The following is a 26,223-nucleotide window of genomic DNA, read 5'->3' on the forward strand; positions in this document are numbered from 1 at the left end:
CTCATGAGAAGAATTTATACTACTGTTTTTTATACGGTTTTTGCCTTATGCGTATTTGCTTTTGTAAATGTACATGCGCAAACAGCCGAAAGGATATTAATAAAGGGACGGGTTACCGACTTGCGCGATAAGCTGCCGGTTATTGGTGCAACCGTTGTTGAGCAGGACAAGGATGGCCGTACCATTAGCGGCCAGGCTACAGATATTGATGGTAACTTTGCATTAAAGGTTACTGATGTAACACACAAAATTGTAATATCAACCATTGGCTATAAAAGCCGCACACTTGAAATTGGTGCACGTCGCAGCTTTGTAGTTCAGCTTGAGTCAAACGCACGAGCTTTAACCGATGTTGTGGTTACAGCGCGCCCGCCGGTTAATAACGGTACAGGTTTGCTTATTGATAAGCGCGACCAAACCACGTCAACAGTTACCCTTAACGCTAAAGACGTAGAGGAACTACAGGCAACCAGTATTGACCAGGCTATACAAGGCCGCTTACCGGGAGTAGATATCGTATCAAATTCGGGCGACCCGGGCGCAGGCATGTCTATCAGAATTCGTGGTACGGCAACGCTTAACGGTAATACTAATCCGCTTATTGTGGTTGATAACGTGCCTTTTCAAACATCAGTGCCAACCAACTTTAACTTTAGTACGGCCGACCAAAACCAATACGCCGACCTGTTAAGTATTGCCCCGTCAGACATTAAAGATATATCAATATTAAAAGATGCAGCGGCAACTGCCGTTTGGGGTGCGCAGGCTGCCAACGGTGTGTTAATTATTAACACCAAGCGCGGTCAAAAAGGTGCGCCAAGCATTAGCTATACCTTTAAAGGTACACTATCACAGCAGCCATCAACTATTCCGTTACTTACCGGTGATCAGTACTCCACCTTTATTCCCGAAATGTACATGAACGTATCGGGCGTACCGCTGCCGTCAAGCATCAAGGAATTTGCCAATGATTCATTTGATCCTTACTACTACAATAACTACAGCCAGAACACGGATTGGGTGAAAGCTATAACCCGCACAGGTTATTTAACTGATAACAACCTTTCAATTTCGGGCGGTGGCGATAAAGCCCGTTACTTTGCCTCGGTAGGCTACAACGGGCAAACAGGTACCACGGTAGGTACCGGCTTCAGCCGTTTAAATACCCGCTTAAACCTTGATTATGTAGTATCGAGTAAAATAAGGTTCACCACTTTTATATCTTATGCGCACAACGTTACCGATTATTCATTCTCTGTTGATAACAATGGTAACGAAGCTGATGGTGTACGTAACGTAGCCATGATAAAAATGCCTAACATGAGCATTTATGAGTATAATGATGCCGGCGTGTTAACACCAAACTATTTTTCGCCGGCTGCCAATATTCAGGGCGCTTATAACCCGGCGGCAGGTGTGCCAATTTACAATCCGCTGGCAATGGCACTATCGGCAAAAAACAGGCTGGTAACTGATCGTATTATCCCGCACTTTAATCTTACTTACAATATTATTCCTGAGGTTCTGAACCTTAACGGCGACATTGTATTTGACATAAGCAACGGTAAGCAGGATCGCTTTTTGCCACAAATAGCAACAGGGCGTCCGTTCACCGAAACTTCGGTTAACCGTGCAGCCAGTTCTGATTATGATACTTATTCGGTAGTTTCAAAAACCAACCTTATTTATACCCCGCGTATTAACGAAAAGCATTCTTTCACCGGTTTACTTTCCGTTCAAACCAGTGATCAGAAATCGGTAACACAATCGCAAACCATTGCAGGTACAGCTTCACCTTTTTTACAAGACCCCTCTGTACCGGGGCGTATAACCAACGCCGGTTTAGGTGTTGATGCCGGTATTAACCAAACCCGCTGGGTGGCAGCACTGGTTAACGGACAGTACAAGTTTTTGGATAGATACATTGTTAACGTTGCCCTGCGCGGCGAGGGTAACTCAAGGTTTGGCGAAAGCAAACGGTATGGCCTGTTTCCTTCGGCCTCGTTCCGTTACCGCTTATCTGGCGAAAAATTCATGAAGAAGTTTGATACTTTTTTGGATGAGTTGAGCTTTAGGGGGGGTATTGGCCGCAGCGGTGGTGTACCAAGGTATGATTACTTGTTTTACAACACTTACGTTAACACCGGCAGCAGCTACCTTGGCCAGGCTGGTTTATTTCCGAGCAACATACAGCTTGATAACTTGCGCTGGGAACAGCTAACCGGTATTGACGGTGGCTTAAACATCATTTTGTTTAAAAACCGTTTAAATATTGACCTGGGCTTTTATCAAAACACCACCCGCGATTTGCTTGCACAACCGGGTATTGATATTTCAACTGTTAACGGTTACAGCAGGGTACTGCTTAACGTTGGAACGCTTGAAAACAAAGGTTATGAGCTAAGCATATTTGCCACGCCGCTTAAAACCAAAAACTGGATGGTTGAATTCAACTTCAACATTGCGCAAAACTTAAACACAGTTAAGGCTATATCGCCATACTACCAAACATCTTCGGGTAACGTTTCATTAAACGGTCAGTACCTGCAGCTGTTACAGGTTAACAACCCGCTGGGTTCATTCTATGGCTACAAATTTGCCGGTGTTTATAAAGATAAAGATGCAACCATTGCCCGCGATGCTAACGGAAACCAAATTGTAAGCCCTTCGGGCACGCCGGTTCAAATGCGCTTCAACTATCCTGCAACCGATTACCTTTTCCAACCGGGTGATGCCATGTATGAAGATGTTAACCACGACGGTAACATAAACTACCAGGACGTAGTATACCTGGGTAACGGCAATCCTAAGTTTACAGGTGGCTTTGGCCCGAGCATAACTTTTAAAGGTAACTTGAAATTAAATGCTTTCTTCTCGTTCCGTACGGGCGGCCAGGTTATAAACGGTACAAAAATGATTACAACAAACATGTACTCATTTAATAACCAAAGCACAGCCACGCTAAGAAGATGGCGTACAGCCGGTGATGAAACCGATATGCCGCGCGCGCTTTACAATAACGGTTACAACTGGCTTGGCTCATCACGCTATGTTGAAAGTGGAACATTCCTGCGTTTTAGGTCAATTACTGCGCGCTACACCTTTAACAAAAAGGTTGCAAGCCGCCTTAAAGCTAAAAACCTGAGTGCTTATGTAACTGCTGAAAACCTGTTGACATTCACCCGTTACACCGGTCAGGATCCGGAAGTATCAATGAAGGGTACAGGCATATTCCAGTTAGCTACTGATAACAGTGCTACGCCGCCACTTAAACTATACACCTTGGGTTTAACCGCATCATTTTAATTATAAACTATACCGTGATGTTTAAAAAAACATTTTATAAAGCAATTATACTTACCTCAATGGTGGTGTTGGCAACAACTACTTCCTGCAACAAATTCCTGGAGCTGAGGCCGCAGGATGGGGTAACGCGTGATAAGTTCTGGCAAACCAAGGAGCAGCTTTCATCGGCAGTGGTAGCCTTGTACACCAGCATGGGCGGTACAACAGCAAACTTCTTTATTTGGGGAGAGCTGCGCGCCGATATGGTTATACCGGGTTTAAACTCCTTGCAGGATGATATTAACGTTGTAAACAACAATATACTGGCCACAAACCGCATAACCAGCTGGGCTGCGTTTTACCAGGTTATTAACTTGTGTAATACGGTGCTTGATTTTGCACCCGCCGTTATAGAGCGTGATAATACCCTTACCCGCGAGCAGTTGAACTCATACCTGGCCGAGGCGCTTACCATACGCTCTATCATGTATTTTTATCTGGCCCGTACTTTTGGTGATGTTCCGCTGAAGTTAAGCGCAACTGCATCTGACAGCGATATCGCCCAGGTGCCTAAAAATACACAGGCCGAAGTACTTAACCGTGTTGTAGCCGATTTGCAAACCGCCGAAGGCTACGCCGTATCGAGCTATGGTGTTGTGGCTTCTGACAAAGGCCGTGTTACTAAATTCAGCATTAATGCGCTGCAGGCCGATGTGTATTTGTGGATGGAGCGTTATGCTGATTGTATAACCGCCTGCGACAAAATCATTACCTCAGGCCGCTTTGCGCTGGTACCTGACGTTGCCTGGTTCAACAACCTGTTTGTTGCTGGTAACTCAACCGAGAGTATTTTTGAACTGCAGTTTGATAACCAGTTCCTTAATCCTTTTTACACTATGTTTAATATTCCGTTGCGTTTTAGAGCACCGCAGGATATTATTGAGAACTTTTGGGGACAGGATGATGTGGACCCAATCAATATTAAAGATGTAAGAGGGATTGATGCATCGGTACGCCAGAGCGACCAGTATATCTATAAGTACATAGGTCTTTCACCTAGCACCGTTCGTTCACTTGATAACTCATTTGCCCACTGGATTTTTTATCGCTATGCTGATGTATTGCTGATGAAAGCAGAAGCGTGCGCCAACAGCAACCGCGGCCAGGAAACACTGGACATTGTTAGCCAGATACGCACCCGCGGCCGGGCTTTAACTAAATCGTCTCCTTTAGTACCGTCGGCTACTGACGTTAACGGCCTTAATGATTATGTGTTACAGGAGCGTGCCCTGGAGCTTGCCTACGAAGGTAAACGCTGGTACGACCTGCTGCGCCACGCCAAGCGTAACAACTACGCCCGCATAGACGTACTACTTAGCGCTGTTGTTAAAGTAATACCTCCTGACGCTCAGCAGGCTGCGTTAAATAAGCTGCGTGATAAAAACAACCATTACCTGCCAATTAACCAGTACGAGTTACAAACCAATCCTAATCTAATCCAAAACCCTTTCTATAAATAGTTTTTGCACTTAAAAAAATGAAAGCAGATATGAGAAGAATATTTGATGGAATGCCTGCAATACTGTTGGTATTGGGCTTCATGACGATTATTGGTTTAAATAGTTGTAAACGCGAAGCGCTTACCTACACTACAACCAGTACTGTAAATATGTACACGTACATTGGTCAAAACCCCGACTATTCACTTTTTAAGCAAATAATTGATAAGGCAGGTTACGCAGGTTACCTTGATGCTTATGGTGCATACACCTTGTTTGTATCAAACAACGCTGGTGTAAACGCTTACCTTAAAGCAAACAACAAAACAAGTGTTGATGCACTTGACGAAGCAACCGCCAAGAAAATAATTGCTGTAAGTATGCTGGCCGATACGTTGAACTCAAGCTTTTTTAAAGACGGAAAGCTGCGTACCCCAACACAATCAGGACAGTACATTATTACCGGTACACGCAGTGTAAACGGTGTAACTTCAGTTGTGATCAATAAACAGGCTAATTTTGTAACCGGTAATATCAAAACCGGTAACGGCCTTATTCATGTTGTTGATAATGTTTTGTTCCCGGCCGAGCTTACACTTGCAAAAACCCTGGAGCAAAATCCAAAATACAGCATATTCACAACCGCTTTAAAAGAAACTGGTTTTTATGATACACTGAACGTTGCCAGTGCAGCCAACACCAATGCATCGCGTAAGTTTTTAACGCTTATTGCTGAAACCGACAGTGCGTTTAACGCTAACGGCATTGCCAGCTACAACGCTTTAAAAGCTAAGTATTCAACAAAAGGTAATCCAAGAGATCATGCCGATAGCCTTTGGCTGTTTTGCGCCTACCGTGTATGGCCTGAGTTGGCATACCTGTCTGACATTGCCACATCAACCGCACATGCAACCCTTGCACCGCTTGAGGTTACTACCAGCCAGTTGAGCGGTCAAACGGTACTGCTTAACAATGATACCTTTAATGGCGTATTGGAGCCGGGTATAGCGTTAGACCGTAATAACAGTGATGTGTCTGCCAATAACGGCGTGTTGCACCGCCCTTTGGGCAGCTACAAAATTAAAGTAAGGTTCCCAACACCTGTATACTTTGACGTAGCCAACCAGCCCGAAATCAGACGCTCGGGTATTTACCGCGTTCCGGGTCAAAGCAAAATTTTCAACTATGCATCTTTAAGCGAAGTAGTGCTGGTAGGCCCTGCTAATGATAACAACCGTTTGGAATATAAAAATACCGCTGCAACACCTGGTCCGGAAGAATATTACTACGGTAACGATTATGTAAATATTGGTCTGCGTTTCAGAACGGGAGCTAACGCCAGCAATACATCACAAGCTACCTTCACCACTCCGGTAATTGTTAAAGGCCGTTATAAAATATGGGTTGATTACAAGTATGGCACCGGCAGCCAAAGCATACCTGTATCTTTTGATGGTGTTACTTTGCCAAACATCTTAAACCCTAATGATGCACTTATATACGGTGAAACCGAAGCCCAAGCCGAATCGCGCGGCTTCAAAAGCTATTCGGAGTGGCCTATTGCAAGCTTTACTAAAGCACCAACGCATGTTGGCAGGTTGGTTGGAATTGTAAATGTACCAACTACCGCACGCCACACTATAACCTTTACTTCTACGGCATGTACGGGTTGTGCGGTACAGTTCCAGCTCGACGCTGTTGAATTCAGGCCGGTAGATATGGATCAGTTAAAACCTAAATTAGGCCGTAGCGGAGCATTGATTCCGTAAATAAAGCCACTTCCATCAATTATTACTATCTGTATATACTCATATAATGAATAGCTTTAAAACTAAATATATAATGGCGCTGCTGTTGGTAACAACAGTATTGAGTGCCTGCAAAAAGCAGTGGGACGATCGTACCGCAGCTGTTGATCAGCAGTTGGATAAGACCGTTATGCAGCAAATTCAAGAAAATGGTAACCTGAGCACGTTCTCGGGTTACCTTACTAAACTGGGATATGACAAACTTTTGGCCGGTTCAAAAACCTATACCATTTTTGCCCCAACCAACCAGGCCTTGCAAGGTGTAAACCAGGCTATTGTAAACGATACAGCGCAGCTTAAAAAGTTTGTAAACAACCACATTGTAGCGCAGGTTTATTTAACCAATGCGGCACAAGCCGGCTTACGCATACGTACACTGGGTGGTAAAAACTTAAGTTTTAATACAACAACTGTTGATGAGGCAACTATAACCACGCCTAATCTTTACGTTAAAAACGGCGTAATCCATGTTATTGATAAGGCTATACCGCCAAAAATGAATATTTCTGAATACATCAGGAGTTTAAACGGCGTAGCCGACTTGCACAAAGCTTACATTTTACGCCAGGATACTACCTTTATTGATACCTCAAAAGCAACGGTACAAAGCTATGATCCGCGTACGGGCAAGCCAATATTGGTTCCAAATACCGGTGTGGTTAACATTAACAAATATTTTAACCGTGTAGCCAGCTTGGCAAACGAAGACAGTACCTATACCTACTTTGTATTAACCGATGCCGCTTACGATGCTGAGCGCAATAAGGTAAGTAAGTACTTTACAACAGTAACCAATTCGAACGATACCACGCTGAACATTTTAGCAGCATATAATGTGCTTAAAGATGTAGCGGTAAGAGGCTCATTTGCCCCGGCAGGCTTTAATTCCCTCACCTCTGTAAACAACGTAACGGTGCCAGCAAGCCAGGGTGCTATTGTACAAAGCTACCGGGCCAGTAACGGTATGGTATATGTGGTAAACAGTATGCCGTTTGACATCAAACAAAAAATTACACCTATTATAATTGAAGGCGAACGTCCGAGCTTTTTTGCCCGTACAGATGCAAACGGAAGCATTTTTTACCGTAGCCGCCGCGATGATAAGGGCGTTACGTTGAAAGATATTATGATAGGCACCACTAATACACTGCCTGCCAACTTCTTTGCGGCTTACAAACTCACCAACTTGTACACATGCCAGTACCGTGTAGTTGTACGTGCGGTAAATGATATTAATTTCAGCACGCCAACTGATATTGTTGAGAGCTTCAACTTCGGGCAAATTACTGCTCCGGTAGTGGGCGCAAACGGCACTATCGTTCCTAATGATGTAGTTAAGTTTCCTTCGCAGCGCATAGGGCCTGTGCTTGTTAACGGCAGTCCGTTTGTAAACTATGAAGAACTTACTTTGCCAACGCCGGCAAACCGCAGTGCAACTAATGTTGCCGGAAACAATCCTACCAGCACAGCTACTGCGGCTAACACAATTGGCCTAACAGGCGGCAACTTTACCGTAACCAAACGTACATCAGTTAATATGTATGTGGTGGGCGCCAACAGCACTACGGCTAATGCAAATAACGTCACTTTCGATTACGTAAAACTGGTACCTATTATACAATAACTTCCAACCTTAACTATGCAAAATTTTACTAAATCATTTGGTTTGCTGCTCTTTTTATGCCTTTTAGGAGGTATAAAAGCCCATGCGCAGGAAACAGATAGCGTATCAGTACGGCTTGCAGATAGTATTGCACGTTACAAGGCCGATTCTACCCTGAGGGCTAAAGGCCCTAAACTAAGCGGCGTAATTAAAGATGCTGCTACTAAACGCCCGGTATCAGGTATAAGCATTGGCGTGCCTGCCTACTCATCGGCCATTAGCGATGAAAACGGCCGTTTTACCATAAACCTGCCTAACTTTGATGTTGTTTTAACCGTTAGCGGACAAGGATACCAGGAGAAACAAGTGCCTGTAAAGGGTCGCAAAACGTTACCTGATATCTTGCTGTTTGAGGGGTCTTACAACTCTGTTTATGACATAGCCCGTATGCCTTTTGGTAATGTATCACAAAGTGCCCTGTCAGGTGCAGTATCAACCGTAAACACTTTCGGAGCATTTGAGCCAACCTCGCAAGAAACATCAGATAGTTATTTACAGGGTAAAGTAGCTGGTTTGGATGTGATCCGCCGTTCGGGAACGCCTAATATTGGTGCTAATTTGTTTTTACGCGGCTATAATTCACTTTATGGCGGCAATGCACCGCTGGTATTGGTTGATGGTATGATTTACGATACTTACCGTTACAACCGCTCACTTATAAGCGGCCACGTTCATAATCCATTTGGTAACCTTGACCTGCGCGACGTTGATAACTATACCATTTTGAAAGATGCAACAGCCGGTATTTATGGTACCAAAGGAGCCAACGGGGTAATTTTGATTACTACAAACGCCAGCCCGGATCTCGCAACTAAAATTGACTTTTCGGCTTACAGTGGTTATAACTATGTACCGGGCAGTTTTAGGTTGCCAATGATGCAGGCCGGTGATTATCGCACTTATTTGTCTGATTTGTTGCGTACCAGCAATCTTACATCATCACAAATAAGCGCTTTGCCTTACATGAATGATGATCCGTCGCAGCCAAACTATTATGTATATCATAATAACACCGACTGGCAAAAACGCGCATTTAAAAACGGATTCAATCAAAACTACAACCTTCGCGTATCAGGCGGTGATGATATTGCCCGTTATGTATTAGCCCTAAGCTATGGCGATAACAAAGGCATCACTCCCATGACCGACTTAAGTAAGTTTGGCACGCGCTTTAATGCCGATTTAAACATCAGTCGTAATTTTACCATTAAGGCAAATCTTTCGTTCCAGTACAATGAGCAGAATTTGCGTGACCAGGGTTTGTCTCCGTCAACCAATCAGCTTTACCTGGGTTTAGTTAAATCGCCGCTGCTGCGCACCAATGATGTGAACGCTGCCGGTGTAGAGTCGCCAAACCTGGCTGATACCGACATATTTGGAATAAGTAACCCTGCTGCAGTACTGGCAAATTCACAGGCGTTAAACCGTAACTACCGTTTTTTTGGTAATCTTACTTTCCGCTACCAATTCAGCCGCAGCTTTGCCGCACAATCATTAATAGGTATAACGGCCGACAAAGTTCGCGAAACTACCTTTATGCCGCGTGCAGGTGTTGCTAATGACACCACTGCCACTGTTGTTATAGATAGTCGCCTGGGTAGCCAGACCCAACGCTTGTACAGCTTATATAACGATACCTATCTATCATACAATCGCACTTTTAACCGTGTGCACACTTTAGGAGTTTATTTAGGAGCAAGGTTCACTCATTTTACCACACAGTATAATGTTGACCGCAGCTTTAACTCGGCAATTGATCAGTTAGTTACTGTTGGTAATGGTTTAGCTGCTACACGTTCAGTTGGCGGCGATATTGGTAAATATCGTTGGTTAAACAATTACCTGAGCGCCAACTATCAGTTATATAACAAGTACATCTTCAATTTCAATTTAACGGCCGATGCTTCTTCGCGCTTTGGCACACAGGCCGATGGTATTTCATTGGGTGGTGTAAAAATGGCGCTGTTACCTTCGGCTTCGGTAGCGTGGGTGGTATCATCAGAAAAATTTATGGCTGACATTAATTTTATTGAGATGTTCAAGCTTCGCGCCAGCTATGGTTTGACCGGTAATGATGATATTGGTAACTATGCTGCACGCCAGTACTACACCTCACAAAACTTGTTAGGCTTACAAGGACTTGTAAGAGCCAACTTTGGTAACCCGATGTTGCAGTGGGAAATAGGTAAGAAACTGAACTTTGGTTTAGATGCAGCCTTCTTTCAAGAACGTTTAAGCATTACTGCCGACGTATTCAGGAACACTACTACCAGAATGATAACACAAGAGCCAGTAGCTTCAACCGGTGGTTTAGCTTACGCTGTTACCAACAACAGTGGTATGCGTACTAACGGCTTTGAGCTATCGGTTAACGGCCGTGTGATAAGCCAAACCAACTTCAAATGGGATTTGGGCTTTAACATTGCTGCATACCGCAATAAAATTACCAGTTTGCCGGCATCAATGCGTACACAATATGCTGGTGCTACCATTTTAACCGAAGTTGGTCGTCCGGCTGGTGTGTTTTATGGTTATAAAACCAATGGCGTATATACTTCAGGTACCGAGGCCGCAGCGGCAGGTTTGTCATACCGCAACAGCCAGGGTGCGCTGGTTCCTTTACAGGGAGGCGATATGCGTTTTGTTGACGTTAACAACGATAAAGTTATTGACGCACAGGACATGCAGGTTATAGGCAACCCCAACCCTGATTTTGTGGGTGGTATAAGCACAGGTGTAACTTACAAAAGGTTCACCGTGAATGCATTGTTCACCTTTAGCCAGGGTAATAAGCTTTACAACTACACCCGTCGTCAAATTGAATCGGGCAGTAATTACAACAACCAAACCCTTGCTGTAAACAACAGGTGGAGAGCCGACGGTCAAATTACCTCAATGCCACGTGTAGCCTTTGGCGACCCGAGTGGTAACTCAAGTTTTTCTGACCGCTGGATTGAAGATGGATCATACATGCGTTTACGCACCTTATCAGTAAGTTATGATGTAAACCTTAAAAAAGCCAGATTTCCTAAATACATCAAGGTTTATGCAACAGGTAACAACCTGGTAACCTTTACCAAGTACCTGGGCTACGATCCTGAGTTTGCACCAAGTGAAAACTTATTGCTACGCGGTATAGACACCACGCTTGAGCCGCAGTTTAGAACAGTACAGTTAGGTGTGCGCATTGGTATATAATAAGTTGACTAATTAGTATTATGAAAAAACATTCTTACAAATTCATATATAAAATTTTACTGGCAAGTGCGCTGGTGTCTTCCGTTTCATGTAAGAAACTCGTAGATGTTGAGCCCGAAAACCAGGTAGATATTGTTAACCATTATCAAACTGTTTATGATGCTAATGCGGCAGTAATTGGTATTTACGGACAGTTACAGGGAATTGCCGACAGGTACATTGTACTTAACGAGCTGCGGGCCGACTTAATAAGCCCGACTATAAATGCCGATCAGTATTTACGGCAGTTACACACGCATACCGTTACGCCCGATAATCCGTGGGCAGATCCTAAGCCATTTTACAAAATCATTATGAATTGTAATGATGCGCTTAAAAACTTTGATGTTATGCTGGCCGCAAAAAAGTTAACCCAGGCTGATTATAATGAGCGCTATGCAGACATTAATGCTGTAAGATGCTTTTTGTACCTGCAGTTAGGTATGCACTGGGGTAGCGTACCTTACGTAACCGATCCGTTAGAAACGGTTGAATCATTAAAAGATGAAAGCAAATTCCCTAAGCTTACATTTAATGATTTGCTTGATAAGCTTATTGCTTCGATGGAGCCGCCGCGCAGTCTGGAGGGTTACAGCGCAACAAGTTCAACCGGTTCATCAAGTACATCATTAAACACCACGGTTGATGGTTATCCTACCAACTTGTTTTTTGTTGAAAAACGCAGCTTGCTGGGCGATTTGTACTTGTGGAGAGGGCGCTATACCGACGCATCACGAATGTATAGATATGTTACCGAAACCGGATACCGTAATGGTGGTGGCGGTAATGATGCCAGCTTTTGGCAGTACAAGCCCAATTACAACAGGTTTTTGGTTACCTATACACAGGGTGGTAATGAAAACACACTGTTAGACGATAATACCAACGCAAACAGCTGGCGGTCTATTTTTGGCAACCCTACGCAAGGAACCGAAACCGCTTCTGAATGGATTTGGACAATACCGTTTGACCGTAATTTTGCACCGGTAAATCCGTTTATTGACCTGTTCTCGAATCAAGGTGGCCGTTATTTACTTACTGCTTCTAAACTTGCGCTTAACAACTGGGACAGCCAACTACAAACCAATAACTTTGTAGGTGATGCACGCGGAAAAATGTCTGTTCGTACTATAAACGGTCAGCCAGTTATTGCTAAACAATTATACTACTATTTAAACAACGCATTTGTACCTGTCAATGTGCTACAGCGCCAGGGCCGTTGGTTGCTTTACCGTGCAGCAACACTAAACCTGCATTTTGCCGAAGCCGCCTGCCGCGATAATCAGGTTAAGGTTGCTTACGCGCTTACTAACGTTGGTGTGCGCGAAACCTATAACAGTGTGTTCCCCGGTACCGGAACTGTGCCCAGTGACGTAACCAATATTATGCAAACACAAGCACCTGCACCTTATGATATGGACGGACGTGACGGAGCCGTGCCTTATTATAAAGGCCCGTGGTACAGGCAAATAGGAACGCGCAGCCGGGCAAACCTACCAAGATTAGACCCTGGTTTATACCAAAACAACCAGGTTGCCAACATGGAAGATGCTATTATAAATGAAGATGCTGCCGAACTGGCTTTTGAAGGCCAGCGCTGGGGCGATTTACTTCGCGTATCGCTTCGAAGGGGTAGCACTACTTATTTAGCGCAAAAGGTACGCGCCAAGCTTGATTTGGAAGGCAATTCGGAGGCGGCAAATGCTTACAACAAATTAAGCACTACAAACGGCGTTTATTTACCTTTTAAATTGTAAAACATAATCAGGAGCAGTTTTTAATTGCTCCTGACCACTTATGAATAAAGGAACTAAAGCACAATGAATGCTTCAGCTTAGCCCAATAAAAAAGCGGAAAACAATTTAAACTGTTCTCCGCTTTTTTATTAGCGGTATATATTATGCCAGCTTTTTATACTTGATGCGCTTAGGCGCCACATCACCTAAACGTTTTTTACGGTTCTCTTCGTAATCGGTATAGTTGCCTTCAAAAAAGTAAACCTGCGAATCGCCTTCAAAAGCCAGTATATGGGTACAAATACGGTCGAGGAACCAGCGGTCGTGACTGATGATTACCGCGCAGCCGCCAAAGTTTTCCAGGGCCTCTTCCAGGGCACGTAACGTGTTAACGTCAATATCATTGGTAGGCTCATCCAGCAGCAATACGTTTGAACCTTTTTTAAGTGTGATAGCCAAATGTACACGGTTGCGTTCACCGCCCGAAAGTACATCTATCTTCTTTTGCTGATCGCCACCGTTGAAGTTAAATTTAGAAACGTATGCACGGGAGTTGATAGGTTTATTGCCCAGCAGGATAGTTTCCTGCCCGTCGGTAATATTTTCCCAAACCGATTTATCAGCTTTGAGGTCGTCATGCATTTGGTCAACATAACCTAGCTTTACCGTTTCTCCAACACGGAAGTCGCCCGCATCGGGTTGTTCCTGTCCTGTAATTAAGCGGAACAGTGTAGTTTTACCGGCACCGTTGGGGCCTATAATGCCTACTATACCTGCCGGTGGCAGTGAGAATGACAGGTTTTCAAATAATACCCTATCGCCGTAAGCCTTGGTTACATTATTTACTTCAATAACCACATTACCCAAACGCGGACCTGGTGGGATGAATAACTCCAGCTTGTCTTCACGCTCTTTGGTTTCCTCTGATGCTAATTTTTCATAGTTAGCAATACGGGCTTTACCTTTTGCGTGGCGGGCCTTGGGAGCCATACGAACCCATTCCAGCTCGCGCTCCAACGTTTTTTGACGCTTGCTCTCGGTTTTCTCTTCCTGTGCAAGGCGTTTGGCTTTCTGGTCTAGCCATGAGGAGTAGTTACCTTTCCACGGAATACCTTCACCGCGGTCAAGCTCTAGAATCCAGCCCGCTACATTGTCAAGGAAATAGCGGTCGTGGGTTACGGCTATAACAGTACCTTTGTACTGTTGTAAATGTTGTTCCAGCCAGTCAATGCTCTCAGCATCCAAGTGGTTGGTAGGCTCATCCAATAATAACACATCGGGTTCCTGCAGCAGTAAACGGCACATGGCCACACGGCGGCGCTCGCCACCAGATAGTACTCCAATTTTTGTGTCAGGTTCAGGGCAACGTAACGCATCCATTGCACGCTCCAGCTTGGTATCAAGCTCCCATGCATTTACCGCGTCAATTTTATCCTGTAATTCACCCTGGCGTGCCATGAGTTTATCCATAGCATCAGCGTCTTCATAGTACTCAGGTAAACCAAATTTTTCGTTTATCTGTTCGTACTCCTTTAATATAGCAGTTACTTCAGCAACGCCTTCTTCAACTACCTCACGCACGGTTTTTTCAGGATCAAGAACCGGTTCCTGAGCCAGGTAACCAACTGAGTAACCCGGTGAAAAAACTACTTCGCCCTGGATGGATTTATCTAACCCGGCAATTATTTTCAATAATGATGATTTACCTGAACCGTTTAAACCTATTACGCCAATTTTAGCACCGTAAAAAAAAGACAGGTAAATGTTTTTAAGAACTTGTTTTTGAGGTGGGTAAATTTTACTTACACCCGCCATCGAGAATATTATTTTTTCGTCGGCCATTTTACTTTATTATGAATTCAAATATCAGCCAAATTGATGGCATTACAAAAGCCAGTAAAGCTCAAATATCATTTGCGCAAAAGATTTTAAGCAAATTTTATTGGTAGTGGCTAACAATACACTGTTAATAACCGTATCAATAATCATTATTACAGCAATGTGCCTTAATGGCATGGCTTATGACTAATTAACATGGACTTTGCACTATAAAAATGTAGTAAGGATATTTTTATTAAACTATATTGTATTTTTTAAATCAAATACTAAATTGCAATTGTAATGTGTTAATTAATACACATAAATTTTATAATCAACACCGGGTTTAAATGTCAAAAAGCCCGTTATTTAACAGATTACAATTAAATAACAATTTATGCGTGTCAACTTATAATGTTGGCAACATTGTTGTTAAATGATGATACACACTTCCGTTTGCGTACCCCGTTTTCTAAAAGAGATATTCATTCGGCAAGTAAAACAAAACTATAGAAAGGTACTCGATGGAAGCTAAATTTTCGCCACGTGTTAAAGATGTGATTTCCTACAGTCGGGAGGAGGCTTTACGCCTTGGTCACGATTATATAGGTACAGAACATCTGTTATTAGGTTTAATCCGCGACGGTGACGGCATAGCCATAAAATTGCTGAAAGGCTTAAATGTGGATACCGCCAAACTGCGTCGCGCAGTAGAAGATGCTGTTAAGGGTACCAGTGGTACCAATGTTCATATTGGCAGCATTCCTTTAACCAAACAAGCAGAAAAGGTGTTAAAAATCACCTATCTGGAAGCAAAGATATTTAAGAGCGACATTATAGGCACTGAGCATTTGCTGCTGTCTATCTTGCGCGATGAAGATAATATTGCCTCACAACTGTTATTACAGTTTAATGTGAACTACGAAATTTTTAAAGGTGAAGTAGAATCACATAAAAACATTACCGATGAAATGCCTGGTTCATCAACCGGCGGCGACGATGACTTTAAAGAAGAGGAATCATTCAGCCAGCCTAAAAAGGTATCAGACATTAAGTCAAAAACTCCGGTACTTGACAACTTTGGCCGCGATTTAACAAAAGCAGCAGAAGAAGGCAAACTGGATCCTATTGTTGGCCGTGAAAAGGAGATTGAGCGTGTATCGCAAATTTTATCACGCCGTAAAAAGAACAATCCTATTTTGATAGGCGAGCCTGGTGTAGGTAAATCGGCCATTGCCGAAGGACTTGCATTGCGTATTGTTCAGCGTAAAGTATCGCGTGTGTTGTTTAATAAACGCGTAGTTACGTTAGATTTAGCCTCTTTGGTTGCCGGTACTAAATATCGCGGCCAGTTTGAGGAGCGTATGAAAGCAGTGATGAATGAGTTGGAAAAATCTCCGGACGTTATCCTGTTCATTGACGAGATTCATACCATTGTAGGTGCCGGTGGTGCTTCAGGCTCATTAGATGCCTCGAACATGTTTAAACCCGCCCTTGCCCGCGGAGAAATTCAGTGCATTGGTGCCACTACTTTAGATGAGTATCGTCAGTACATTGAGAAAGATGGCGCCTTAGATCGTCGTTTCCAAAAAGTAATGGTTGAACCGGCTTCGCCTGATGAAACCATTGAAATTTTGAGCCGCATTAAGGATAAATACGAAGAGCACCATGGCGTAACTTATACTACTGAAGCTATCAACGCTTGCGTTAGCTTAACCGCGCGTTATATCACCGATCGTTTTTTACCAGATAAAGCTATTGACGCTTTAGATGAGGCCGGTTCACGCGTGCACTTAACTAATATTCATGTTCCGGATAACATTCTGGATATTGAGCAAAAGATTGAGCAGATCAAGGTTGAGAAAAACCGTGTTGTGCGTAGCCAGAAGTATGAGGAAGCTGCAAAACTGCGTGATACTGAAAAGCATTTGCTAGAAGAGTTGGAACAAGCTAAAGCCGCTTGGGAAGCAGAAACAAAATCAAAACGTTACACTGTAACTGAAGATAATGTTGCCGAAGTGGTTGCCATGATGACCGGTATCCCGGTACAAAAAGTTGGACAAGCCGACAGCCAAAAGCTGTTGAATATGACCAACAACATTCAGGGTAAAATCATCGGTCAGGATGATGCTATTAAAAAGCTTACGCGTGCAATACAACGTACCCGTGCAGGTTTAAAAGATCCTAAAAAGCCAATTGGTTCATTTATTTTCTTAGGCCCAACCGGTGTAGGTAAAACTGAGCTTGCTAAAGAATTAGCCCGCTTTATGTTTGATTCAGAGGATGCACTTATCCAGATTGACATGAGCGAGTATATGGAAAAATTTGCTGTGTCTCGTTTAGTAGGAGCGCCTCCGGGTTACGTGGGTTATGAAGAAGGTGGCCAGTTAACTGAGAAAGTACGCCGCAAACCATATTCTGTGGTGTTGCTTGATGAGATTGAAAAAGCGCACCCTGATGTGTTTAACATTTTGTTGCAGGTATTGGACGAAGGCCAGTTAACCGACTCATTAGGACGCAAGGTTGATTTTAGAAACACGATCATCATTATGACCTCAAATATTGGTGCCCGTCAACTGAAAGACTTTGGTCAGGGTGTTGGTTTCAGCACTGCTGCTAAACTTAACCAGGCTGATGCTCACTCAAGAGGTGTAATTGAAAATGCCCTTAAACGTGCTTTTGCTCCTGAGTTTTTAAACCGTGTTGATGATGTTATTGTGTTTAACTCTCTTACTAAAGAGAACATCTACAAAATTATTGACATTGAACTTGCTTCATTATTTGGACGCATTAACGGTTTAGGTTATAAAATTGAGTTAACCGAAAATGCCAAAGAAGTGATTGCCGAGCGTGGTTACGATGAAAACTTTGGTGCAAGACCACTTAAACGTGCAATTCAAAAATACCTTGAAGACCCAATTGCTGAGGAAATATTGAAAGGTGAATTAGCCGAAGGTGACGTAATGGAAGTTGACTTTGATAAAGAAGCAAACGAAGTTAAGGTTAATGCCAAGCATAACGGAGAAAACAAAACTCCGGAAGCTGAACAAAAAGGTTAATTATCATTTTAAATAAATTAAAAGCCGCCCCGAAAGGGCGGCTTTTTTTGGTGTTGTTTGTGATGTGGTATTAAGGTTTGGTGTTTACTTCTTTAGGGTCATAGTCAACAGGTAGCATTTTTGCCATACGGTCAACTCCCCAGGCGCCTTCGCACATAATAGATGAAGGATTGATGATTATTCCATTAGCGTCAAAAAAAGCATACTGTTCGTTAAAGTTTATCAACGATGTAGGATGATCAGGAGCGTTTATAGGCTTATTGAATAATGATCCGTCATCAGCTTTACGCGTATATACAACGTATAAAATATCATTGAAGCTTAGAGCGAATATGCCCGCAACATCAGTACGTTTAACTAAACTATCAACTCTCAATGGCTTTGACACTAAATAGTCTACCGATAGAGGTAGCTGTTTTTGTTTTGACCAATAAGATAAGGAATCAGTAGCTTGAATATTAAACCTGCCGTTTACCAGGTTTGATTGCCTGTAATGCTTCAGTTTTGCTTGTATAAGGCTATCAGGTTGGCGTTCCGAGTTGGGTTTGCGCATGAGCCGCATGGTATTAAAGCCTTCCTCTTTCAACCTGTTTCCAAGTAATGAGCGAAAATAATGCTGGCTTGAGCCAAGATAAGCTCTTAAACGTGCCTTATACCATTTTTTTTGCTGCGACGGTTTGGCTTTGATTGGGGTATACAAAGTGTTTCCAAAGTAGAAGAGTACTCCCGAACGATAGTTACGCTTAAATTCAATTAAATTGTATTTTAAGTTGTAACCAAGCGCTTTGTTCTCTATCTCTAAATAGTCAACTGTACTTGCACTTAACTCGTTGGTAGCTTTATCATAATGCAAGTCTAAAATCTCGGGGTTTAATATTTTACACTGAGCAGCCTCTGGCGAACGCCCAAAAAACTCCTCTTTAAACATTTGGTAGTTTTGTACCCAATTGGGATCGGGTTTTACAACAACCGCGTTAAGCTCAACTGTTTTAGGTGTAAGTTCAACAAATGACAGTGCAAGGTTTTGATTCACCTGTAAAGTTTTGTGCAACTTTTCATAGCCAACGCTCGAAATAACCATGTCATACTGGCCGGGCTTAACATCACTCAACAGGAAAGCTCCGTCGTCATTACTCGAGCCTCCAACGGTGGTGTTACTTAAAAATATGCTGGCTTTGGCAACGGGTTTTTTATCATACAGGTTGATGATTTTACCGCTTATGGTAAACTGTGCCTTTGCAAAAAAAGGAAAAAGTATCAGTAGTATAAAACTGAGCCTTAACATATATATCAAATTAACTAATTAATTAGTTAATAAGCAACAAAAAAAAGCCGTAGTTTTTACTACGGCCGTATCTAGTATTTTATAATATGGTCTACTTATCCATTTGTTCAATAATGGCCTGTGTAACTCCGGTAAATGAGAAACCACCATCATGAAATAAGTTTTGCATAGTTACCATGCGGGTTAAATCTGAAAATAGAGTAACACAATAATCAGCACACTGATCGGCAGTGGCATTGCCCAGCGGACTCATTTTTTCGGCAAAATCAACAAAGCCGTCAAAACCTTTAACGCCCGACCCGGCAGTAGTGCGCGTTGGCGATTGAGAAATTGTGTTTACACGTACATTCTTTTTAACACCATACTGGTATCCAAAGTTGCGTGCAATACTTTCTAACATAGCCTTATTGTCGGCCATATCATTATAATCAGGAAATACGCGCTGAGCAGCTATGTATGATAAAGCTACTACCGAGCCCCATTCATTAATAGCATCTTGTTTCATGGCAACTTGTAATATACGGTGCAAGCTTAACGCCGAGATATCAAGACCTTTATGCGTGAAATCGTAATTGTTTTCGGTATAGTGTACGCCTTTGCGCACGTTAAGGCTCATGCCTATTGAGTGCAGTACAAAGTCAATTTTACCGCCAAAATGTTCCTGAGCTTTTGTAAACAGATTTTCAATATCAGCAGTTATGGTAACATCTGCAGGAATAACCGGCGCGTTCACTTCTTCGGCCAGTTGGTTAATGGTACCCATACGCAAGGCAATGGGTGCGTTGCTTAACACCAGTTCGGCACCTTCGGCCTTACAGCGTTGAGCTGTTTTCCAGGCAATAGATTTTTCATCAAGGGCGCCGAAAATGATACCCTTTTTACCTTGTAATAAATTATAAGCCATGTTCTTTCGAATTGTTATCGGGGGGTAAAGGTAAAAATTATTTATCAGTTACCGATGAGTAATATAGACACGTTAGTACCGGGCATCTTAAGTGTTAATACTGTGGAGGCCTACCGGTAACGTCTAAATTTCCAGTAAATCTTTGGCGTTTTGCAGCGCACTTTCACCAGGCTTATCGCCGCTTAGCATTTTTGCAATCTCAACTATGCGCTCATCATTGGTAAGCTGTTTAATTTGCGTTTGAGTAACATCGCTGGTATTGTCTTTATAAACAAAGTAATGGCTTTTGCCTTTACTGGCAATTTGTGGCAAGTGCGTAATGGTCATTACCTGTAGGTTTTGAGCTAAGCGTTCCATTATAATGCCCACTTTGTTGGCTACCTCGCCAGATACGCCTGTATCTATTTCATCAAAAATTATGGTTGGCAAAGCGGTATAACGGGCAATGATTGATTTGATGCTTAACATCAACCTCGAAAGCTCACCGCCTGATGCTACCTTGCTCATTTCGGCAAGGTTATGGCCTTTGTTGGCCGTAAACATAAATTTTATCTGGTCTGTACCGTTTTTAGTAAGTTCCTTATTGGTTGTATACGAATGTTCTATTTTAAGCTGCGCATTACCCATACCCATTTCGGCAAGCGTATCCATTACCTGCTGCTCAATATCAGGGAGTGCATCAACACGATTTGCTGATAGTTGTGCCGCCAGTTTTTCCAGGTCGGCCTTTTGCAGCTCGATCTGTTCTTGTAATGATGAAATTTCTTCATCGCCAAACATAGCCTGCTGAATTTTTACCGAAAGTTCTTCCTGTATGGCTAAAAGCTCTGCATTGGTATTAACGCGGTGTTTTTTCTGCAGATTATAAATAAGGCTGAGTCGGGCGTTCACCTCGTTAGCCCGTGCTTCATTTGTTTGGGTTGCATCTTCCAACTGTTCAATTTCACCAGCAATGTCTTTAAGTTCAATTAAGGCGCTGCTCAGGCGTTCGTGCAGTTCGGCAATAGCTGGATTAAATTTTTCGAGCGACGCAAGTTGCTGGTTAGCCTCTTTAATTTGTAATGCCGCTGCCGATTCGCCATCTTTTATCAAATACAAAGCCGCTGTTAAATTACGTTTAATCTCCTCGGCATTATTAAGCGTGTAAAGCTCTTGCTCAAGTTCATCTTGCTCGTTTTCAATCAGGCTTACCTTTTCAAGCTCTTCAAACTGGAATTGAAAATAATCTAAATCTGCCTTAGCCTTGTCGCTATCTGCAATGAGTTGTTGTAACTTGTTAGTTGCTTTTTTGAAGGCACGGAAATCTGACTGGTATTGCGTGAGTAACGGCTGGTGTTTAGCAACGCCGTCAACAACTAACAGTTGAAAGGCCGGATCGTTAATTTCACGTGTGGCTTGTTGTGAATGTATGTCTATTAGCTGCTCGCCCAGTAACTTGAGGGTGGCCAAATTTACCGGTGTGTCATTCACAAATGCCCGTGATTTTCCATCGGCCGAAATTTCGCGCCGTAAAACGGTATCTGTTTCGTAGTCTAAATCATTATCCTCAAAAAAAGCTTTTAAGTGAAAGCTGCCAATTTTAAAAGTGCCTTCAATAACGCATTTTTTTTGCTGATTGAAAAAGTATTTGCTTTCAGCACGCTGCCCAAGTATTAAAGATAAGGCACCCAATATAATTGATTTACCGGCACCTGTTTCGCCGGTAATTATATTAAGTCCGGCATCAAAGTTAATGTCGAGGTTATTTATTAGCGCGTAATTATTAATGGTTAGCTGCTGCAGCATAAGTAAAATATGGTTATGGCAAAGATATTCAATTACCATACCAATGCCTAATATTCTTAGTATTTGCTACGGTTGCAGTGCTTTATATAAGGTGCCGTTGGCAGGGTCGGCTTGCAATAGTATATTCATAGCCTGAACACGCATTTGCGGATCGGCCTTCAAAAAGGTGGAAACCAGTTCACTTCTTTTGGCTAAAAAGAAAAGGGTGGGGAGGGTAGCTCCAACGCGTACACGGTCTAACTGAGTAAGCACCGGTAATGAGTTGAATATGGTTTGCCGTGCCTCGGTGGCATTTTCAACCATACGGTCTAACCCTAAACGATGATAGTTGTACATAAATTCGCGCAGCGGAATATATGTGCCGCTCATGGTATTTTCAGAGAGCCAGTAGCGGTTGGTGTTATTATCAAAAGCTTTCCACCCGCGGTAGGATGAACTTTGCGCATTAATCACAACCGACTGCGCATTGGCAAAGTATGAGGTGCCTCCAAATTTTGAAAAGCTATCATAATCAAACGCCAAAATGGTGTAGGCGTAAAAGGCAAGCACAGAGGCGAGGTTGCTTTGAAAATTTTGATTATTAAAATCAATGGTTTGACCTTCGGTGTATGTAAAATCAAAATCGCGATCGTTTATGCTGAATACAGGTGTATTGTACGAGGCATTATAAACAGGGCGTGTTGATTGTACTTGTAATTCACCACTGAAACTTGTTCCGTTATCCCAGGCGGTGATGGTTAAAATAAAGCTGCAGTCAATTTTTTCATCAGGCTGTATAGCATCCGGGCTCCACTTTCGGCCATTTAAAAACTCGCGCATGGCGGTTTGTAAGGTTGTAAAAATCCGCTTGTTGGTGGTTGCTATTTTAGGCGAAAGCACCTGTACCCTTGCATTTAAGTCTTGTGCGAACGTAGCAAAGCCGGCAAAACATAAAGTGAGTAACAGTAACAGCTTTTTCATAGTTATAATAAAGCTACAATTTTGTCGGCAATATCGGCCGCTACTTTGTCTTTGCTTTTTAAATCAAAAACGGTTTTTTGAAGGCTGCTATCAATCGTTGTTATCTTATTGGTGTCGAGCTTAAACCCGGCGCCACTGTCATTTAATGAATTGAGAATAATGAGGTCAAGGTTTTTTTTGCGGAGTTTGTCTATCGCGTTTTGCTCCTCATTTTGTGTTTCCAGTGCAAAGCCAATCAGTAACTGATGGCTCTTTTTGCTTTCACCTAGTACCTTTAAGATGTCTGTTGTCTTCTTTAGGTCAATACAAAAAGTATCTTCTTGCTTCTTGATTTTCTGACTGGCAACGGTAAGAGGGGTGTAATCGGCAACGGCAGCACTCATAACACAAATGTCGGCAGATGAAAAACGGTCAACACAAGCGTTCAGCATCTCATGGGCCGATACTACATCGATCCTTTCAATATTATGGTGTAATAACTTCTCTGCAGTTGGGCCGGTTACTAACATAACCTTTGCACCACGGTTAGCCAGTTGCGCAGCAATAGCAAAACCCATTTTTCCCGATGAGTGATTACCAATAAATCTAACCGGGTCAATTGCCTCATAGGTTGGGCCGGCTGTTACTAAAACCGTTTTTCCGCTAAGCGGCTTACTGTTGTTAGCCTGAATTTGTAAGAAGCTAACTATTTCCTCAGGTTCTGCCATGCGGCCCTCCCCATGCAGGCCACTGGCCAACTCGCCTGTACCTGGTTGAATAAGGATGTTGCCGTACTCCTGTAGTTTTTTTACGTTAACTGTGGTTGCCGGGTGTTGCCACATATCTAAATCCATAGCAGGGGCAAAGTAAACCGGGCATTTTGCCGAAAGGTATGCCGCCGTAAGTAAGTTATCACATTGCCCGTTGGACATTTTAGCCAGTGTGTTGGCGCTTGCAGGTGCAATTACAAATAAATCGGCCCATAAGCCAAGCTCAACATGGTTGTTCCAAACGCCGGTAGCTTTGTTAAAATACTCTATTAAAACCGGATTTTTGGATAGTGTAGCCAGTGTTAGCGGAGTTATGAAATTTACAGCATCAGCTGTCATCACTACTTTAACGTTGGCACCTGCTTTTACAAGTAGCCTAACCAGTGTGGCCGCTTTATAAGCCGCTATGCTTCCGCATACACCCAATACAATTTTTTTGCCTTCAAGCATAGCACAAAAATATGAAACGCTACGCTAACAGCGTAACTAATGCAAACACAATTAAATATAAAGTAAGCCTGCTAATTCAATAAAAAGTGACTTAAACAAAAAACCGGATACTAAATCAAATTAGTATCCGGCCTATAATTAATCCTTTACCTGTAACAGTTAAGTGTTCAGGGCAAGTTTAGTTACTCTTTGTTTGGGTTACGGAAGTAAACTTTATCATCTAAAAATTCCTGAACGGCAACCAAAGTAGGTTTTGGCAAACGCTCATAGTGCTTAGATATTTCAATTTGCTCGCGGTTTTCAAATACCTCTTCAAGGTTATCGTTTGATGACGCAAACTCAGAAAGTTTCTGGTGCAACTCCTCTTTAATATTGTTCGAAATTTGATTTGCACGTTTTGACATAATAACAATCGACTCGTACAGGTTACCTGTAGAGCGGTCAAGGTCACGTAAATCGCGGGTTACTGTGCTGCTTGCTACAGTTGGTTTGTTAGTATTATTATTGTTGCTCATGTTCGTATATTTTATTGTTGCGGACTTTTTTGGTTGTTTTTATCAGTGATAGACTGCTGCTGTCCTGTTGAACGGCTGCTGTCTTTAGCCATCTTTTTATGCAGTTTACCTTCAGCTTCTAAAGCAGCTAAAACGCGTTTGGCATTGTCAATACCACGTTGGCTATCGGTACGGTAATTAGCAACTGCTTTGTTATGCTTACTCTCCGGGAATTTCTCTGCAAACTGGTCGGCATAGGTAATTGCCTGGTTGTAACGTTCTTCCTGACGATATTCAGCGCTGTTTTTAGCGTATAAATACTGTGCTTCAACGGTCAGGTATTCCATTTCCTCGGCATATTTGGTATCGGGATAATCGCGCAGTGCATTATTGAAAGCCATAACGGCCGATAGATAATCACCCATATCAAAATAAAGCTTGGCATTTAACCATGCCTTTGCCTCAAGCTTGTCGCGCAGGTTTTGTATAAGTTTACCGGCCTCAACGCTTCTTTCGCTTTTAGGATAAAGGTTTATGAACAACTGTAAAGTTTCAATTGCCTTGGTTGTGTTTTCCTGATCAAGCGTAGGATTAGGCGAATCGAGGTAGTAGCAATACGCCGACATATACCTGCACTCTTCTGCACGGTTACTGGCCGGATACATATCAGCAAAGTTTTTAAAATGGTAACGTGCCGATGTATAGTCTTTTTGATAGTAATTGGCGTAAGCGTAAAAGAAGAATAGTTCTTCTGCCTCACCGTGGCCACGATACTTAGGCGTTAAAAGCTCAAAAAGCTCCAATGCTCTTGAGTAGTCTTTCTTATTATAGTATTTTATGGCCTGCTGATACTGCTTGGCTCTGTCATTGCTTTCTTTCAGCCTTTCGTAGCTGCTTTTACAGCTGCCAACTACAAGCGTTCCGGCAATACATAAACCTGCAATTATAGCACGTTGCTTTTTAAACATCCTGCAAAGATAATTATATAATGTAAATCAGTCAATTATTATTTAAGCGCGAAATTAACAGCCACATGCCTTATTAGTATAAGACAGCAATGTATTTAACATCTTTTAACTAAACTACGGTGTAATCTATATTATTGATAACTCAACAGCTTTGGCAAGCCTGGCAAAAGCGCTACACTTATGTAGTATTTCTATTATATATTGTATAGGATTGACCCGAAAGGAGCTGTTGCCGTGGCCAAAATACAATTGCATTAACGTACTGCGCTAGAATTCAAGACCTTAATGGTTATTCTTCAAAAATAGTGCATTATGGTTTGCAGAAATGCAAACAAAGCGTACCTTTGCAACCCGCAAGAGAGAAAGCGGGGAAGTTATTTGAAAGTCGAAGGGTTAAGTTGAGGATGATGGTTAAGGCCGTCATTTAAGACGAGGAAAGGGGCTCAAAAAAATTTAGAAATAAATTTTGGAGAAACCGAAAACATTTCTACCTTTGCACTCCCAATCGCAACGAGAGGGGGAA

At 42.6% G+C, this 26,223-nt stretch carries 15 protein-coding genes; 7 read left to right on the forward strand and 8 right to left on the reverse strand.

Annotated features, from left to right (window positions below):
• The first annotated feature begins 3 nt into the window (after window positions 1–3).
• Genes QZ407_RS09465 through QZ407_RS09490 form a run of 6 tightly spaced genes read left to right on the forward strand, consistent with a single transcriptional unit; the run spans window position 4 to window position 13,249 of the window.
• Window positions 4–3,306, forward strand: coding sequence for a SusC/RagA family TonB-linked outer membrane protein (locus QZ407_RS09465; RefSeq protein ID WP_295770168.1), 3,303 nt, complete (start codon window positions 4–6; stop codon window positions 3,304–3,306).
• A 17-nt stretch (window positions 3,307–3,323) separates the two neighbouring features.
• Entirely contained in the window at window positions 3,324–4,805 is a 1,482-nt protein-coding gene (locus QZ407_RS09470; RefSeq protein WP_295770170.1) for a RagB/SusD family nutrient uptake outer membrane protein, read from the forward strand.
• Between the two features lie 29 nt (window positions 4,806–4,834).
• Complete coding sequence (locus QZ407_RS09475; RefSeq protein WP_295770172.1) at window positions 4,835–6,553, forward strand: fasciclin domain-containing protein; 1,719 nt, start codon at window positions 4,835–4,837, stop codon at window positions 6,551–6,553.
• Window positions 6,554–6,599: 46 nt separating this feature from the next.
• Window positions 6,600–8,216 (forward strand): fasciclin domain-containing protein, encoded by a 1,617-nt coding sequence (locus QZ407_RS09480; RefSeq protein ID WP_295770174.1) that lies wholly within the window; start codon window positions 6,600–6,602, stop codon window positions 8,214–8,216.
• 15 nt (window positions 8,217–8,231) lie between these two features.
• Window positions 8,232–11,453, forward strand: coding sequence for a SusC/RagA family TonB-linked outer membrane protein (locus QZ407_RS09485; protein ID WP_295770176.1), 3,222 nt, complete (start codon window positions 8,232–8,234; stop codon window positions 11,451–11,453).
• A gap of 20 nt (window positions 11,454–11,473) precedes the next feature.
• Window positions 11,474–13,249: a RagB/SusD family nutrient uptake outer membrane protein gene (locus tag QZ407_RS09490; protein WP_295770178.1), complete on the forward strand. Its 1,776-nt coding sequence runs from the start codon at window positions 11,474–11,476 to the stop codon at window positions 13,247–13,249.
• Window positions 13,250–13,390: 141 nt separating this feature from the next.
• On the opposite strand, the gene ettA is transcribed toward QZ407_RS09490, so the two are convergent.
• The gene (ettA, locus tag QZ407_RS09495) at window positions 13,391–15,070 is read right to left on the reverse strand and encodes an energy-dependent translational throttle protein EttA (protein ID WP_295770181.1); all 1,680 of its coding nucleotides are present in this window, start codon (window positions 15,068–15,070) and stop codon (window positions 13,391–13,393) included.
• Between the two features lie 500 nt (window positions 15,071–15,570).
• Here ettA and QZ407_RS09500 point away from each other — a divergent pair, with 500 nt between their 5' ends.
• A complete protein-coding gene (locus QZ407_RS09500; RefSeq protein WP_295770184.1) occupies window positions 15,571–18,105 on the forward strand; it encodes an ATP-dependent Clp protease ATP-binding subunit in 2,535 nt (844 codons plus the stop codon).
• Window positions 18,106–18,175: 70 nt separating this feature from the next.
• Here QZ407_RS09500 and QZ407_RS09505 read toward each other — a convergent pair whose 3' ends face one another.
• From QZ407_RS09505 to bamD, 7 genes are all read right to left on the reverse strand, one after another.
• Window positions 18,176–19,390 (reverse strand): carboxypeptidase-like regulatory domain-containing protein, encoded by a 1,215-nt coding sequence (locus QZ407_RS09505; protein ID WP_295770186.1) that lies wholly within the window; start codon window positions 19,388–19,390, stop codon window positions 18,176–18,178.
• 91 nt (window positions 19,391–19,481) lie between these two features.
• Window positions 19,482–20,294, reverse strand: coding sequence for an SDR family oxidoreductase (locus QZ407_RS09510; RefSeq protein ID WP_295770188.1), 813 nt, complete (start codon window positions 20,292–20,294; stop codon window positions 19,482–19,484).
• Between the two features lie 123 nt (window positions 20,295–20,417).
• Complete coding sequence (gene recN, locus QZ407_RS09515; protein ID WP_295770191.1) at window positions 20,418–22,079, reverse strand: DNA repair protein RecN; 1,662 nt, start codon at window positions 22,077–22,079, stop codon at window positions 20,418–20,420.
• Between the two features lie 66 nt (window positions 22,080–22,145).
• Window positions 22,146–23,039, reverse strand: a complete 894-nt coding sequence (locus tag QZ407_RS09520) for a DUF4835 family protein (RefSeq protein ID WP_295770193.1) — start codon at window positions 23,037–23,039, stop codon at window positions 22,146–22,148.
• Between the two features lie 2 nt (window positions 23,040–23,041).
• Window positions 23,042–24,238 carry a bifunctional phosphopantothenoylcysteine decarboxylase/phosphopantothenate--cysteine ligase CoaBC gene (coaBC, locus tag QZ407_RS09525; protein WP_295770196.1) on the reverse strand — a complete coding sequence of 399 codons (1,197 nt, stop codon included), beginning with the start codon at window positions 24,236–24,238 and terminating at the stop codon, window positions 23,042–23,044.
• A gap of 182 nt (window positions 24,239–24,420) precedes the next feature.
• Complete coding sequence (locus QZ407_RS09530) at window positions 24,421–24,753, reverse strand: DNA-directed RNA polymerase subunit omega (protein ID WP_157542329.1); 333 nt, start codon at window positions 24,751–24,753, stop codon at window positions 24,421–24,423.
• Window positions 24,754–24,764: 11 nt separating this feature from the next.
• A complete protein-coding gene (gene bamD / locus QZ407_RS09535) occupies window positions 24,765–25,700 on the reverse strand; it encodes an outer membrane protein assembly factor BamD (RefSeq protein ID WP_157542328.1) in 936 nt (311 codons plus the stop codon).
• Window positions 25,701–26,223: the final 523 nt, after the last annotated feature.

It is taken from the genome of uncultured Mucilaginibacter sp. (assembly GCF_913773635.1).
Lineage (GTDB): Bacteria > Bacteroidota > Bacteroidia > Sphingobacteriales > Sphingobacteriaceae > Mucilaginibacter.